This is a genomic window from Filobacillus milosensis (assembly GCF_004402015.1).
GTDB classification, from domain to species: Bacteria; Bacillota; Bacilli; order Bacillales; family Alkalibacillaceae; genus Filobacillus; species Filobacillus milosensis.
Genome location: NZ_SOPW01000014.1, coordinates 1 through 15,784, shown reverse-complemented (window position 1 = coordinate 15,784; position 15,784 = coordinate 1). Strand labels below are relative to the sequence as shown.

Below are 15,784 nucleotides of genomic sequence, written 5' to 3'. Positions count from 1 at the left end.
GAACGCCAATAACGGTTGAATGGAGAAAGATTTCCAATAAAAAAAGCGGAATCCCTTACTGGAATCCCGCTTGGAATTAAACAACTGGTTATCCCGCGCTCCCTGTAATGGTTAAAAATAGACATACTTCTCCCTTTACCAAAAATGTAAAAAAAGCATGCACTATTAAATTACTTTTTAACCATTACAAGTTGTTGGCAAATCTATTTCCACCTTCCATATTTCTCCTACCTATTAGAATACCACTATGGAACTCTGTGTCAATGTTATTCACATTCAATATTATCAGTGAAAATGATATGACAATGAATTCTATGATGGTCTTCTTCAACTAAAGCCTCAAGTTAGTTTAATAAGCTATAACTCTTTGGGATGTGCCGTATTATTTAAACTTCTTTGAATATATGAATTCTGTATTTGGACCTGTTACAAAAGTAAGAACTACTACTATAACAAGTGGATAATTATTAATTTCATTAAAATTGCCTGTTCCTTCAGAAATAAATAGTATTAAACCAGACAAAATCATGAGAGTATAATAACTGATTTTGGCACTTTGCGTTTCAATATGCCTATCTAATTCTTCCTTCTCACCACCACTTTCATGATGACCCCAATTCGGACAATTAAAAAAATAGCTTAAGAATACTCTTGCTTTGCAATTTTTTTATTTTCAAAGTGAATACTTTGCATACCATCAAAGAAGTTAAACTTTTTGCGGCAATATGCTTCTAATTCCTCGCTATCGGTCATTAGGTTTTCTAAATAGTATTGTGAAAAATTCAATCTATTTAACATTTCCTGTTTATCTTCAGTTATAAAACCATGTCCAGGTATATGATAATTAATATTGTGGTTTTTTAGTATATAATCAGCTTTTTTCATGGTATCCAGATAATCATTGTAACTACTGAATATAAAAGGAAATTCGACATCAGAAAGGTAGTCACCCGAAAGGAATATACCTAGTGGTTCAATAACAGTAAACAAGCCATCATTTGTATGCCCAGGTGCTTTATAAAAGGTTAACGTTACGTCACCTAAATTAATACTCTCACCATCATTTGAAACTGAAATATCGACTGTTGGATAAATGGGATCATAACCTCTATCTAAATAGTAACCCTGGTCGAACTTATGAATTTTCTTAATAGCTTCATCTTTATGAGAATTATTTTTCAACTCTTCAGTTGATATAACCTTTGATTCAGGAAATGCACCAGAGCCAATAATATGGTCAAAATCACTATGGGTGTATATTATATAAAGCTTTTTATTTCCTAAATGTTTATCTATGTAGTTCCTAATGCTCTGTACTTCAGTAGGTAACCAATTTGGGTCCGTCATAATAATCACTTCATCAGTGTGGATTATCGCGGTTGTAGTTATGTAAAGCGAGCTTTGGAATACTGTTATATTGTTTTTATCATATTGAATCATAAAAATCTCCTAACTAAATTTAAAAATCTTCTTGTTTCATTAATAAGTGAATTTCTTTGTTAAACACGTTCTTTAAACAAATGCCCCTTATAGTTAAAGAAGAATTAACAATATAAAATAAGTTCATCTATTCTAAATGATAATTTCCTTTTCTATTGTGACTTCAATATTTGATTATTCACAAAAGCTTTTATAAAGAATAGCTCGTTTTCATTTGGCTCCCTTTTATTATTAATCTTAAATCGCTCTAGAGCACTTTCAATTGATTTAGATTGTGTTGCTTGATTAGCTAAGATAAGTTCATCCCAATAGACATTCATTTCTTCTAAATCACAAATAGATTCATGTCCAAGAAGATAATCTTTTGCATCATATTTTTTTATATCCTCCATCATAGGTAATAACATATCTTGATCATAATGGAACAATTTATTTTTTGTAGTTCCGTATGCACTATCTCCTAAAAATAAAACTTTTTCGTTAGGAACAAAAACAATTGTAGAGTCATCTGTATGTGTACTACGAACCCTGTCGATAAGACAAATTTTATTACCTAAGTCAATAGTTAGTGATTTTTCAAAACTGATGTCAGTATTTTTTAACTTAAAGGATTCCCTCTTAGGTATTTCATTTTTTATTACTTCCATACACAATGAACTCATTTTATTCTCTTCCACATAACTTTGTAGTGAGACATCATCAAAAGAAAGATTCACCCAGTCTTTAATCAATTGATTGGTAAGAGTATTAACAATAATAGTAGCATCAAATTCATTCATTCCTAAAAAATGGTCCCAATGTGCATGAGTAATAACCAAATATTTTATAGGTGGAACATTTAAATCTTCTACTTCAGCTATAAATTCTCTAGCATGTTTAACTGAATTTCCAGCATCTATAACTAGACTATAATTATCCCCACAAATCACACCTAAAGTTGGTCTTTCTCTTTCGTCTTGATTAGGTAAATAGTAAATCGAGTTACTTAATTTATTCAACATTTTTTTCGCCTCATTTTCAATAATAGTCTTTTTTACATAACGCCCATTTTGTTAGAGTCTCATCTTATTAATTTGTTCTGCCCTTCTTCTAAACTAATGTTAACATAATATTCCAATAATTAATCAGACAAATTAAAAAGACAACCAATTTTATGATCGCCTTCTTAAACTATTGCTTTAAATAGTGAAACAAGATATAAGTACATATAATGTGAAACCTCTCTATCACAATTGTGGATCTTTTCACCTTGTTATTAATTTACAAAAACCATGTGTTATTACAGCCGGAATAATCTAGTTAGAATAATGGATAAAGATTTCATTCGATCATTTCGATTAGTTCTTCATGTTTATGGACATTTTTTTGATCACTTTGTGTTTTAATTAAGTTATAAAATAACGTTATACTCACAACACCCATTATTCCAATTAAAGTAGTTAAAACAAGAGGTGGTAACCAGCTACTTATAATCATAAACACCCCTGCTGTACTAACCCCAATAATTGCTGCAATAGAATAGAACGCCATATATGTACTACGAGCATCGTTAGGGACCATATTAGATAACATAGCTTGCGAAACTGGAATATACATAATTTCCCCCATCGATGCAAAAAACATGGCTAAAACAAGAACAGAGGGAGATTGGCTATAACTAATAATCGTAAATCCAGCGAAGAATAAGAATAAACCAATTAATAAAACATTTCGATCATTTCTTTTACTAATAAATCGTGTCAAAATCATCGTGAAACAAACTACAAGAATTGTATTTTCTGATTTCAATATACCTAGGAGGTTAACTCCATCTACTTTGAATGAAAGGAAAGATACAACCTGAATGGGTTCTGGTATCTCATTTGCTAGACGTACACCAATGTAATTCGTTAACTGCTCTTCTACTGAAATAATCAGTAGACTTGCCATAGAAAAAATCATAAAAATTCTATGACTCATAATGTTAGTATACGATCTTATCATTTGGAAGGACCTTCTTCCTTTTTGGCTATTACTCTTTTGTACTGGCACATATGTTTCTCTAATAAATAGACACGTAATAAAGAATGTAAACAATGTCGTAACAGCAACACCTAGAAACAAGTAAAATAAGTAGTCAAAGAATAATAAAGCACCAACCATACTACCAATCGCAACTCCTATATTACGTAACCAATAAGAATATGTATAAATAAATTTCCTTTCTGCTGGATCACTCATATCAATAATTAAAGCTTGGTATACAGGATTGCCCAAGCCATGACTAAATTGAATCAATATAAAAAATAAAAATGTAACATAAGGATATACTCCCCAGGTAGAATTCGTAAGTGCAACGCCAATATATCCAACAAAAATGATTAATTCAGAAAGAAGGATAACCTTTTTTCTACCTGTTTTGTCTGAGACATAGCCACCCAGTACCGAACCCAATACATTAGAGATCATGACGATTAAAAATAAAATACCTGTCATTAAACTTCCGACTTGTTTAGAAAAGTATATTATTAAATAAGGGAGTACAGACATGGTTGATGTCGTAGAAATAAACATCAACCATAAACGAATTTGAATAGTTCTATCAAAGGAATTAAATTTCATTTATTATCTCCCTCCAACAACGACTGATTAATCAATCGTTATTATAGTAAAAAGAAAACCTATTTTTTAATAGGTCCGAAAAGATTCATGATTGATGAAATATAACTATCCCATATATCACTCAACCTCGCATCTGTAGTGTTTAGACGAATCCCAATTAAAAGGCTTGTATATAAGGATGCAACTGTAAAGGGTTCTTGTTGTATTAACAATCTTTTTTCCTGCCCATTCTCTACAAGGCGACTAACTTTATCTAAAAGTTTATTATGAAATTGGTCCAGTTCACTAAAAGTTTCTGAAAATTTGGTATGCTGTCCAATTACTTGAACAATAAGTGTTAGATATGTACTCATTCCGGCAAATATATGAATGTGAGTTTTAATCATTTTTTCTAGCTCACAAATTGGATCGTCCGCAACTGGATTAAAATCAAATAACACTTCTGTTAATTCATTCAGTGGATCTAAAACGACTGTACGAAAAAGTTCCTCTTTATCATTAAAATAAGTAAAGACACTGCCATAACTAATATTAGCAGCTTCGGAGACTTTTTTAATCGTCGTCCCCTCATACCCCTCGGTAGCAAAAAGTTCCGTTGCGACCTCAAGAATATTTTCTCTTCTTTTTTTCATATTTAATTTTTGTTCATCAGATAAAGGCATATAATCATCACCATTTTCTTCACGACTGATTCATTAATCATTCGTGAATATTATATAGAATATAAAGCATTTTGTAAACCATGAAAGAGAATTATTGTTCAACTATTACCTCAGCGACTTTTAGCTAAAAACTTCACAAACTTTATTTAGGCTTTAGAGGTGAGAGGATGTTTAACTTTCGATGGAAATTCATTGTTTCCAATGGTTTTTACAAATAACATATCGTCCCCATTATATATATCCCTGAGTAATTATATCTCTATAATCTGGGGTAAAGACGACCTAACTTTGAAGTGACCCCATAAAGTTAGACAGAATATTTCATTAGGTAGCTGGTTGGGCATAAGTTCTATATTATATTGGACTTATGCCCTTTAGTTTTGACTTAATTCTTATACTCTTTAATAAGCTCACTTATTGCATTGATGCTCGAATTTCTTTCATTTTTTTTAGCACTAATGGATAGAAATTGCTTTGTGCAGATGTTGTGGAGTTCCCTCCAAAAAATCCTGTACCCGGACATGACTTTATCGCATGTCCTTCACCATGATCTAAAACCCTTTCTCCTGTGTTAACATCCCACCAATGATGATAAGTGATATTGTCAACGGAAGGTGTTAAACCGAATTTTAACATTAACAAGGCAGTAACCGTAATTATCGTTGCTCTTTGTTTAGCTGTCATTTGATTATTTCCCTTATCAAAGTTTCCAATTTTCAATAGCCAACATATTTGCTTCAATTTTATGCATAGTAGATTCGTTTAGCAATCCAAATGATCCTTCGGGAGGTGAGTTGAACGGTCTACCAACTGCAACTGTCCCGTCTGGAAAAGTAGTCAGTTGTTGACTAATATTACTCCACCCCATTTCATTCACATGATAGTCTTCCATTCCTTTTAAAAGAGCAAAATGATTCGATCCGTTAAACTGCTGATAAGATGGATGATAAGTATGATGTTGTTGAATGGTACTAATTTTCCTAGTGAATTTATGGTTAAATAACCAATCCTTGAATTCCTCTTTCGTCATAAGTACATACTGTCCATTCATGGTCAGTTGATTAGGAGGAATTTTTAATTTTTGTCCGATATAAATGGTGTTTGAAGTAAGTCCATTGACTGTTTTTATGGACTGGACAGTAGAATTGAAGGATTGTGAAATTTCCCACAGAGTATCTCCTCGAACCACTTCATACATTATAGGAACTCTTAATTTCTGACCTACTAATAATAAATCAGATTGTAATCCGTTAATTAGTTTAAGGTTTTTTATTGAAGTTTGATAGGTATTTGAAATTTTCCACAAAGTATCTCCTGATTTTACCTCATATATATTTCTCGGGTTATTTATCGCCTGAACAGGGGATAAATTTATAAAAAAGAATATAATCAAACTAAATACAATTACAAATTGTTTTTTCATTATTGGATTCCTTTCTTTGATATCACAACTTTATTTTTATGATTCGAAAACAGCTAAGATAATATTCGAATTTAAATTATTAATTCAATATACGTAGAAATAACGTATACCAAATAAGCAACTGCCTGTAATAAAGATTTCCTTTGTATGGTACAAAACCTTTAATTCCATAAATAAAACAAGGTAATTAAATTTGAATTCATCCATAATTCAAGTTAAAAATGGATTTGCGTTTTTCTAAATTCCTAAGCAATTAAATCCCTTATTCAACAATTTAATGTTCATACCATGCCACAGAAATTTAATTTGCTCACCCCTTCAACATGAGCTTGACGTTAATATACCCCTGAATCACCTAACTACAAAATGGATTGCACATTTAAATCTGTACAGCACCTTGCATAATTAGTAATTTTTAAGTGGAAAATAACTCTACTTAAAAAATTATGGGAGTTAATTTAATGATACTAAAGTCTTTATTTCTCTTCTTTATTAGTTGTGTATTGATTCTTGGTTTGACCGCTAACTCAAACATAACTCAAGCCAGTGTTACAACCAATGATCTTCATCTACCATTAACACCAAAATATTCGAGCGACCGAACAAAGAAAGTGACTCATGTTTTGGTTCACTTCATTTCAAATGCTGGTAAAAACCCCAACGAACCTTACAATGTAAATTCAATTTATAATATCTTTCTTGACTACGGCTTTTCTACCCATTATATGATTGGAAGAAGTGGTGAAATTTATAAACTGGTCGATGAAGAACGTGTTGCCTTTCATGCAGGTAAAGGGAGTTTGTCAAGGTTTTCGGGGTATAAAAACAATTTGAATGATTACTCGATTGGAATTGAATTACTCGCCATTGGAACTCGAAATGAAATGATGTCCATGATATCTAGTCAAGCATATGATTCAGTTTCATCATCTGATATTGGATATACAGATGCTCAGTATCGTTCTCTCAACCGTTTATTAGATGGGATTTTAAATCGTCACCCGTTAGTTAAAAGAAACAAAAATCATATTTTGGGACATGAAGAATATGCCCCTGGCAGGAAACCAGACCCGGGGAAATTGTTTGCTTGGGCGCGTGTCGATTTTACCCAAAAACATTATGTGAGAGAAGGGGATACATTATGGGAAATTGCACAAAAGTATGGGGTAACCATTGATAGCATCGCATTATTAAACACTATTGATCCAAATAAATACCTTCAGATTGGGCAAAAGTTGATAATTCCTGCAACGTATAAGGTACTTTCAGGAGACACTTTATGGGAAATTGCAAAAAAATATGGGGTAAGCATTGAAACCCTAACCAATTTAAACAATCTGAATCCTAAGGATTTTCTTCAGGTTGGTCAAAGATTAAAAATTCCTTCAGGAACAACAACTTATAGAGTAAAATCTGGAGACACATTATGGAGAATCGCACAAAAATATCACGTTAGTATCGATACCATTGTCAAGGTTAACCATTTGGACCCGAACGCTTATCTTCAAATTGGGCAAAACCTATTAATTCCCCAATAATTAGTTTCTTAACAAAAATGGTCTAGATTTATGTAACGTTTTACGATTTGTTAAATTCAAGTTAATGATTGCTTGGAATTCATAATGGGATTCAGTTGAATATCACATGTAAAAAGGCATTTGGATTAAATTCCAAATGCCTTTAGTATTATAAAATCTTTATTATTAGCTTAATAATCTAAAGATAAATCAAAATTACTTTTTAGAACGCTTTATCCAACAATAATAAAAAAGAAAAAATGAAATAGCTATAAAACCAAAAAAGATTAAATAATCTAGAACCTCACGGATTTTAACATCCAGCGGTGTTTCACCAGGACAACCTTCACAAGTTGCCAACACCTGTGAATCAACTCCAGTTTGACTCAATACAATTAAAAACGTCGCTGCAACAATATTACGAAACATGAGTTTTCTTCGTCCTCCAATAAATTTAAATTTTTTATGTTTATCAAACAAAAAGAACTTAATCAATCCCTGCCGAAATCAACCAATTATAAATAGTTACTTTAATTTAAATAATAGAACTAGATGAATATGCTAAATTGTTACCCCTAAATTAGGATAAGCTTTTAAGAAAGAATATTCTTGCGGGAAATTGTCCTTATTTGTAACAATAATCAAGCAGACTCTAACTAGCTTTATCCTTATAGTTGTCTCTGAGGTGATTTAATTGTTTACGAGGATATGGAAAGATAAAAATATACGGTACTACTTACTTGGAGGAGGAGCTTCTAAGCTCGGGGATGTTCTATCGGGAATGGCTTTTCTATTTTTGGCTTACGACTTAACAGGATCCAAAATTCTTACAACTGGTATGGCTATTGCAGAGACCCTACCCTATTTACTATTTGGTTTAATTGGTGGGGTTGTAGCAGACTGGCTACCTAAGAAAAAACTCTTAATTGTCTTAGATATGGTTCGAATCCCATTAATATTTTCTATTGTATGCCTATTTTACTTAGAATTACTCTCCTACTCTTACTTATTAGTCGTTAGTTTTCTTATTCAATGTATTGGTTGCTTCTTTAATCCGACGCACAGAACTGTCTTGCCTACCATAACAGTGGAAGAAGAAAGAACTGAAGTAAACAGTTTAAATGATACCTTAACTAGAGGAGTAACTGTTATAAGTCCATTTCTCTCTGTTTTGCTATTGAACAGTTATGGAGTTATCCATTTCTTTACTTTTGATGCCTTAACATACTCAATTAGTGCATATTGCATTTCAAAAGTAGATATAAAAGAAAGAAAACAGGTAGTTAACAAATCGGTTAAGAACGTTTTTAGTTCTATCGCAGAATTTGCTTCTTGGGCTAAAGCACACACAAGTGTAAGAAAACTCTTTCTTTTCACTTTTATAACAGTTTTCTTTAACACGTGGGTCTGGGAGGTGGGCCTTTTACTTGCTCTAAGTGAAATGAGTTCCGAAAGTGAAGAATTGTACAGTATTATCCAAGGAGTTTTTGGAGGTGTAGTTATATTAACCAATATCATCCTACCATTTTTCTTAAAGAAAATGACTCTTCAGATTCATCTTGTTGGCACAATGATTTGGGGAATCGGCATAACTTACTATGGTCTCTTCTATGGGATAAACCACTTTTTTATTGGCAGCGCAATAGTAGCTATTGGATTACCGATAGCTGGACTATCACGCATTTACCTTATTCAATCACTTGTACCTGAAGATAAAATGGGAAGAGCTTTTAGCTCTAATGCAGTTTTATTATATTTTTCCAATACTATTTCTTTAGGAATCTACGGATTTTTAGTATCCTTCATTTCAATACAAAAGCTAATGCTGTTTAGTGGCATTCTTATAATTATAACCAGTATTATAGGATTATTACTTTCTATGTATAGAACGAAATTGCGTTGGCGTTTTATTATAAATTTTTCTAAATAGATGGTTGAAAACAGACACGCTATTAAAACCATGTTCAAGGGCAATAGTCAAAATTGTTTGATCTGTAAAAATAAGTGATTGTTGACTTTTAAATAAGCGATATAACTGGAGCCACGAATATGGAGATATACCAGTTTCCTCCTTGAATAAGTGAGCGAACTGGTATTTACTCATTCCCGCGACTAGAGACATCTGATCCAACGTCCAATCTTCCTGATAGCTTTCCTTTAGTGCATTTAATACACTATTAATATTCTGCTTGCTAATTATCTTTGGAAACTGATTTTGATGTGAACCAGAACCATATTGAAGCATTAAAATTGAAATTTGCGCTAAACTATTCTCAAGAAAAAGTTGATTAGACATTGGATTAGAGTCCTTGTTAATCATTAGAAAGTCTCTTATAAATGATGTCCATTGATGAATCTGGGCATGACGATATGAAAGTAAAGAAAATTCAGGTTCTATCACTTTAAATCCTAATTGCAGTGCTGTCTCTTTTAGTAATGATGGTTGTATTTCTACTAGAAATTTTTCCTTTGTAGCTTTTAATTGTTTATGATCAATATTTGGGTTGAAAATAAAAAATTCATTTTGTCCGATAGAAATATCGCCTTGACTTAACTGATATTCTGCTTGTCCATATGGAGAAAAAATAAGTTTATAGCAGTCATCGTTTCTCCAGTCTCTTTCATATAAGTGATCATGGCGTATGAGAAGAAGACCATCATTATTATCTAATATCATTTTTTGTCTCCCTGTACACAAAATCATTAATATGTTATTTTATCATAACTTACACCTTAATTGACAGCGATAATACTAGTGGATTGACAAAATATAACCTTTTTAATTTCCATTAAATCAGGATTAATAATCTGACCAAAGTAGTATGCTGTTTTATTATCGCGAGTACCTGAAGCACTCCAGGTGTTGTTCATCTTTTTGTGGTGGAAATATTAAACACATCATCTTTTGTAGGGAGTTGTTTATGATTATATATAATAAACAAAAATAAAAGTATTGTATATCAGTCACTTTCATTAAGTATTATTGATTATCAATATTTTATTTCTTAAACAAAAGCCTCCAATAATTGAAAGCTAATAATAAGCAGCTACTTTTTTAATAGATCAAAAAAGTATATCCTCTAATTTTTTTATGTTTATTGTGAATTCTTCACTTCCAGGATTTAGTATTTCAATTGAAAAACGGGCAAAACCAGCTTTCCAATTGTATTTCAAATCCATTTAATGAAGTTTTATTATTGCAGCAAGGTACAGTTACTTGGAGCCTAGTAAATTGGTGATTCGATGCCTTATTCATAGCTTCAACCCACCATTCTGAACTAATTTCACTTGTACATAAAGGGCAAAAATGTATTCAAAATTTTCCCCTTGGTCAATAAACGTATTTCATCTGTGATTAATATTTTTATATCATCATAATTTGAAATAATAGACGTTATCCATTCTTCAGCTTCATTTATGGCTTCAATTTTGGGTACAAATACTGGATTAGTAGGTATAAATTTAATAACACTATCCGACATAAATATATTCCTCCAACATTTTCCTAATAATCTTTACCATTATTGTTAAACTAAACTTCCCCTTTAGCTTAGGTCCTTCTAAACTAATTTTAACATAATATTCCAACAATTAATTAGACAAAATAAATAGACGACCATTTTATTGATCACCTTGTTCAACTGACGCCCCCGTTCGCTTAATAAGCATATAACAATAATTTGTATCTCTAAATAAAATTATTGTTAAATAAAGTGTAATAGAGTAATGTTATTCATTTGATATAATAATCTTTTTAAAAACATCATTTAATCTATCCTCAACATCAACTAACACATATTTATCAGGATTTCCTGTGTCAGTCCGTTCAACAAATATTCCATTTTCTGTATAATTCAAAATTATTGTTTCTCTTCCTTGAGAGGGGCTTTCCGCATCTATAATGATTGAAGCCTCCGAACGTGGATTTTCTTCCATACTCGAAGTCTGTTCAACAGGATGCTCGTTAAATAATTCAACTACCTCCATGTACTTATCAGAATCAACCATTTTTATATCTTTTTCAGTGTGAGTGCTTATATGAATAGCCATAACGTTTTTTGTGTTGATTGGTTCATGTTTTGGTGGTAACTGCTGAAATATAATCATACCAACAACGAGCGTTAAACCAACAATTCCAATAATAATTAGTAACTTTCTTTCGCTCATTTTGTTCCCCCTCATTTCTTGTGGCTATTCTTTTGTATTATATTTTCTAGATTAAAGCCAGTGTTGATAAGATACTTATCTGTAACTACATTACCACCATAGCTAAAAACTTTAACTTCAACAGTTTTCTTTCCTTCAAAGATAATTCTTCCATCAGGTCCTTGTTCCAATACGATTTTAGTTATATCCTTTTTTGAACTCGAATTGATTTTCTTAATGCAGCTATCTATAACATCTTTATCAGTTATTACGAATGGTCCTTCATTATCCCAGTTCATGTAAATCGTCATTTTAGTAAAGTCATTACCCTTTATTGGCTGGTTTAACCAATGAAAGAATACAATCCCAATCAATAACAAAATTGTTGTAGTAACAATAGGTAATACAAAATATCGGTGTTTCATATTTTGCCTCCCTTTATGCTTATAGCAATAAAATATGAAAAGTTATAAGTGTTTTCTTTTACATTAACTTGCCCTTTAATTCAAGACCTTCTAAACTAATGTTAACATAATATTCCAATAATTTATTAAACAAAATACAAATCGTTATAAAAATAATATTTATTAAATTTTCTTGCCGATAGTCTCGCTTTCATTGAAATAGTCCTACAAAGCTTATTTAACATTCGCCCCATTTTGTTAGAATAAATTATTAACATTATCTATTTAATGTCGTTTTTAACTGCTCGTTTCGTACTTCTAAAAGATAGTTGTTAATGACATAATCTCTCCCACCATGTTTATCGTACCATTCATTAATTCTATTTACATGCTCATAATCACTTCTAACATTGGCTTCTATCTCTTTATACTTTTCATAACTATCATATTCCCAGATAGCAAAAATTTCAGTGGTTGCTTCATCATTTGGAATCAACCACCTTCCTACTAACCGAGCACCGTGTTTTAATTGATTAGGTAAATTATTTTCATTTAAATGAGCGTTGAAGACTTCTACAAATTCATTCTTTACAATGTAAAACTTTCTTCTATAAAACAAGTTTCTCACTCCTAATTTAATTAATTTTTTTACCTTTAGTTGAATTAGAATCCTTTAGCTCAAATGATGATAATTTTACCTCTTCGCAATCCAAAAAAACAAAAAGGCAAACAAAACAAATCCTATAATAATAGAAAGCCCATATTGACTAATAAATGCGTAAATATCTTCAAATACAATTTGTAATGGTTCATAATCAAATAGTAGTAAAAACACGAATAATACTATCAATACAATAAAAACATTTTTCATTGGTGTTAAACACCCCATAACTTATTTTAAGCATTTATACTTTCTAATTCCTTTATTCAAGTAAAGCCACCGAATAGTTAAATCATAAGTCAATTAATCAACAATAACCTCTACACCCTCCGCCCACATTTGTGGCGGATTCGATTCTAACACTGCATTAGAATTATAATAAATCTTAACACGGTCTCCTGTTTTTAAATCCTTGTATGCTTTAGAATTAATCGAATACCATACTCCATCATTTTGATAAGCAAGAATTTCTCTTTCATTCCTTGACTTATTCTCAATGTCTTCTTTCTTTATATCCGGAACTACAAGTACCTGATAAGGTTCATGATCGGTCTCTCTTTTGTCAACAATAAATCCTTCAAGGGTATCTAAAGCTTTACTTTTATAATCATCTTCTGATGTACAGGCAACACTGACAAAAACAATAAATAATAGTGCCAACGGTAAAAAAATCCTAATACAAAAAATAATTAATCCCACCTGACTTTTTCTTCAACTATACTGTCCCATTAAATCAATATCTTCTAGATTAATGTTAACATAATATTCCAAAAAATATCTGACAAAATAAAAAAGCGACCAAGTTGTAGATCGCCTTCTCTACTATTGCCCCATTTACTTTAAGTACAATGCTTCACAAATCTAAATCTGATATTATACCGCGCAATACTTCTTTGCTTTCTATGTCTTTTTGGCGAGGAGTTCGACCAATTTGTTGATAAACTTCTTTTTCTTTCAAAAGCTGTTTAGGGTTTAGAACATTTGCTGATATTCCATGCAGTTTAAAATTTTTAGATAACAAGGAATCTGTCATCCATTTCCATTCGGGTAATCCATTCATAATTAGACTGCCGTTGACGGAATGGGTTATATAGCTAAATGTTATTTCTACATTTCCTTTATGGAAGTCAGACTGTCTATTACAAAATTGCTTTCTTACAGGTATAGGCTCGTAACCTGCTTTTTTAAGTGCTTTTTCTAATCGTTCTCTATTGTGAATCCATGTTACTAAATCAATATCATCGTGTGGTCGAGTGATCTTGCCAAGCAAAAAATCAATCGCCCAACCACCACGCAGCCAAAATTCAATTTCAAGTTCATCAGTTATTTCACTAATTTCTGCTAACACTTTTAATTGTGAATCAGTTTGTTCATCGAATAATTCGGGTGTCATCCTGCCCCCTCCCATCCACCACAAATGAGTTGTTAAAATACATGTTACTTCAATAAGAATATAAATGCTAGTTTATAAATGTACATAAATGATCATTTAAGAATGTACAACTCTGACCGATAAATGCATACTTAATTCGAGGTGAGGAGAATGCATTTATCGATTAATTTAACAACTGACTTTAAAGCGGATAGTCTGACAGACTTATCCAAATATAAACTAATGATGGAGAGTCTTGGGATGAAAATTAATAAGAGTGAGCTAGCACGGCAACTTAATGTCGATCGACGAACAGTTGATAAGTATTTGAATGGATATGTACCTAATCAGTCCAGAAGTCGAAAATCTAAAATAGATGATTATTACGGCACTATTTCCCTTCTTCTTTCAGAAGATTCACCGCAAGTCTTTTATTATAAGAGGGTGTTGTGGCAGTACTTAACAGATAATCACGGATTAGATTGCTCACAATCTCGTTTTAGAAGTTATATATCTAGTAAACCCGAGTTTCAATCTTATTTTTCCAACGGAAAACGAACACCTTCAGCTAAACCGGTGTTGAGATTTGAAACCCCACCTGGAGAACAAGCTCAATTTGATTGGAAAGAAAATATAAAGTATATCACGCGGGACGGAGAAATTATCTATGTGAATGTTGCGGTTCTATTATTATCACATTCTCGGTTCAAGGCTTTTTACCTGACGCTTTCTAAATCACAGAGTGTTCTCATGTCTTTTCTTACAGAAACCTTTGAATCATTGGGTGGCGTACCTAAAATACTACTAACAGATAACATGAAGACTGTTATGGATCATCCAAGAACATCTTATTCAAAAGGCGTGGTCAACGAACGTTTTGATCATTTTTCAAAGGATTTCGGATTTAACCTTAAACCGTGTGAAGCAGGTAAACCTCAAACGAAAGGAAAAGCCGAAAATGTCAGGAAATTATTGGATGAAATTCACGCTTATCAAGGTCAAATGAACTATGAAGAATTACATGAATTTGTACAATCCTTAAGTGAACGTGCTAATCATAGCTACCACCAAGGAACAGGGAAAATTCCTATATTGGCTTTTAAACAAGAAAAGAATCTCCTACAGCCCCTACCCAGGAAGTCTATAAGAGATTCATATAAAATCGTTCATAAACTTGTAAAGGTTAATCCATCAAGCATGATTACTTATCAAAGTAACCAGTATTCAGTCCCACCTGAATACAAAGGAAAAACCGTTGGTTTACAAATTTATGATAACTATATACATGTTTATTATAACACGGCCTTAATCGCTAGACATCCCATTAGTCAAATGAAACTGAATTATAATCCATCACATTATGAAAAAGTTTTATCAATGAACACGCATGAAGATATAGATACGGATGATTGGTCAAAAAGAAATTTAGAGGCTATTGGGAGGTCTATAAAGATGAATAGTAGTTACCAGCAACTCGTTAAAAATCTCGAATATTTAAAGCTAAAACAAATGCATGAACATCTTGATGACATTATTGATACAGCAGTATCTAACCAAC

Annotated in this window: 18 protein-coding genes; 3 read left to right on the top strand and 15 right to left on the bottom strand. The window is 31.8% G+C overall.

The features are described from left to right. Nucleotides 1-639: 639 nt before the first annotated feature. From E3U55_RS12255 to E3U55_RS12235, 6 genes are all read right to left on the bottom strand, one after another. Nucleotides 640-1,440, bottom strand: coding sequence for an MBL fold metallo-hydrolase (locus tag E3U55_RS12255; RefSeq protein ID WP_134340772.1), 801 nt, complete (start codon nt 1,438-1,440; stop codon nt 640-642). A gap of 152 nt (nt 1,441-1,592) precedes the next feature. Further along, nucleotides 1,593-2,441: an MBL fold metallo-hydrolase gene (locus E3U55_RS12250; RefSeq protein ID WP_134340771.1), complete on the bottom strand. Its 849-nt coding sequence runs from the start codon at nt 2,439-2,441 to the stop codon at nt 1,593-1,595. A 319-nt stretch (nt 2,442-2,760) separates the two neighbouring features. Then, on the bottom strand, nt 2,761-4,041 hold the full coding sequence (locus tag E3U55_RS12245) for an MFS transporter (protein WP_134340770.1): 1,281 nt from the start codon (nt 4,039-4,041) through the stop codon (nt 2,761-2,763). A 59-nt stretch (nt 4,042-4,100) separates the two neighbouring features. After that, nucleotides 4,101-4,703, bottom strand: coding sequence for a TetR/AcrR family transcriptional regulator (locus E3U55_RS12240; RefSeq protein WP_134340769.1), 603 nt, complete (start codon nt 4,701-4,703; stop codon nt 4,101-4,103). A 414-nt stretch (nt 4,704-5,117) separates the two neighbouring features. Next, nucleotides 5,118-5,387: a hypothetical protein gene (locus E3U55_RS17720; protein ID WP_228547560.1), complete on the bottom strand. Its 270-nt coding sequence runs from the start codon at nt 5,385-5,387 to the stop codon at nt 5,118-5,120. Between the two features lie 16 nt (nt 5,388-5,403). Further along, nucleotides 5,404-6,126: a LysM peptidoglycan-binding domain-containing protein gene (locus tag E3U55_RS12235; protein ID WP_228547559.1), complete on the bottom strand. Its 723-nt coding sequence runs from the start codon at nt 6,124-6,126 to the stop codon at nt 5,404-5,406. Nucleotides 6,127-6,587: 461 nt separating this feature from the next. Here E3U55_RS12235 and E3U55_RS12230 point away from each other — a divergent pair, with 461 nt between their 5' ends. Beyond that, a complete protein-coding gene (locus E3U55_RS12230) occupies nt 6,588-7,664 on the top strand; it encodes a LysM peptidoglycan-binding domain-containing protein (RefSeq protein WP_194840911.1) in 1,077 nt (358 codons plus the stop codon). Nucleotides 7,665-7,859: 195 nt separating this feature from the next. Here E3U55_RS12230 and E3U55_RS12225 read toward each other — a convergent pair whose 3' ends face one another. Beyond that, complete coding sequence (locus tag E3U55_RS12225; RefSeq protein WP_134340767.1) at nt 7,860-8,072, bottom strand: hypothetical protein; 213 nt, start codon at nt 8,070-8,072, stop codon at nt 7,860-7,862. A 265-nt stretch (nt 8,073-8,337) separates the two neighbouring features. On the opposite strand from E3U55_RS12225, the gene E3U55_RS12220 reads away from it, so the two are divergent. Next, nucleotides 8,338-9,573 carry an MFS transporter gene (locus E3U55_RS12220; protein WP_134340766.1) on the top strand — a complete coding sequence of 412 codons (1,236 nt, stop codon included), beginning with the start codon at nt 8,338-8,340 and terminating at the stop codon, nt 9,571-9,573. Here E3U55_RS12220 and E3U55_RS12215 read toward each other — a convergent pair. The 8 genes from E3U55_RS12215 to E3U55_RS12185 form a co-directional block, all read right to left on the bottom strand. After that, nucleotides 9,514-10,320, bottom strand: a complete 807-nt coding sequence (locus tag E3U55_RS12215; RefSeq protein ID WP_194840910.1) for a helix-turn-helix domain-containing protein — start codon at nt 10,318-10,320, stop codon at nt 9,514-9,516. The genes E3U55_RS12220 and E3U55_RS12215 overlap by 60 nt on opposite strands. Nucleotides 10,321-10,927: 607 nt before the next feature. Beyond that, nucleotides 10,928-11,125: a hypothetical protein gene (locus E3U55_RS12210; RefSeq protein ID WP_134340764.1), complete on the bottom strand. Its 198-nt coding sequence runs from the start codon at nt 11,123-11,125 to the stop codon at nt 10,928-10,930. A 247-nt stretch (nt 11,126-11,372) separates the two neighbouring features. Next, nucleotides 11,373-11,810, bottom strand: coding sequence for a hypothetical protein (locus tag E3U55_RS12205; RefSeq protein WP_134340763.1), 438 nt, complete (start codon nt 11,808-11,810; stop codon nt 11,373-11,375). Between the two features lie 11 nt (nt 11,811-11,821). Next, on the bottom strand, nt 11,822-12,214 hold the full coding sequence (locus tag E3U55_RS12200) for a hypothetical protein (RefSeq protein ID WP_134340762.1): 393 nt from the start codon (nt 12,212-12,214) through the stop codon (nt 11,822-11,824). A gap of 256 nt (nt 12,215-12,470) precedes the next feature. Next, nucleotides 12,471-12,812 (bottom strand): NIPSNAP family protein, encoded by a 342-nt coding sequence (locus E3U55_RS12195; protein WP_134340761.1) that lies wholly within the window; start codon nt 12,810-12,812, stop codon nt 12,471-12,473. Between the two features lie 75 nt (nt 12,813-12,887). Further along, nucleotides 12,888-13,064, bottom strand: a complete 177-nt coding sequence (locus E3U55_RS17400; protein WP_153801943.1) for a hypothetical protein — start codon at nt 13,062-13,064, stop codon at nt 12,888-12,890. Between the two features lie 93 nt (nt 13,065-13,157). Continuing rightward, nucleotides 13,158-13,514, bottom strand: a complete 357-nt coding sequence (locus E3U55_RS12190) for a DUF3221 domain-containing protein (protein WP_194840909.1) — start codon at nt 13,512-13,514, stop codon at nt 13,158-13,160. A gap of 193 nt (nt 13,515-13,707) precedes the next feature. Then, entirely contained in the window at nt 13,708-14,247 is a 540-nt protein-coding gene (locus tag E3U55_RS12185; RefSeq protein WP_134340759.1) for a nucleotidyltransferase domain-containing protein, read from the bottom strand. Between the two features lie 150 nt (nt 14,248-14,397). On the opposite strand from E3U55_RS12185, the gene istA reads away from it, so the two are divergent. After that, nucleotides 14,398-15,784, top strand: a 1,387-nt coding sequence (gene istA, locus E3U55_RS12180) for an IS21 family transposase (RefSeq protein WP_228547558.1), incomplete at its 3' end; no start/stop codon positions are given.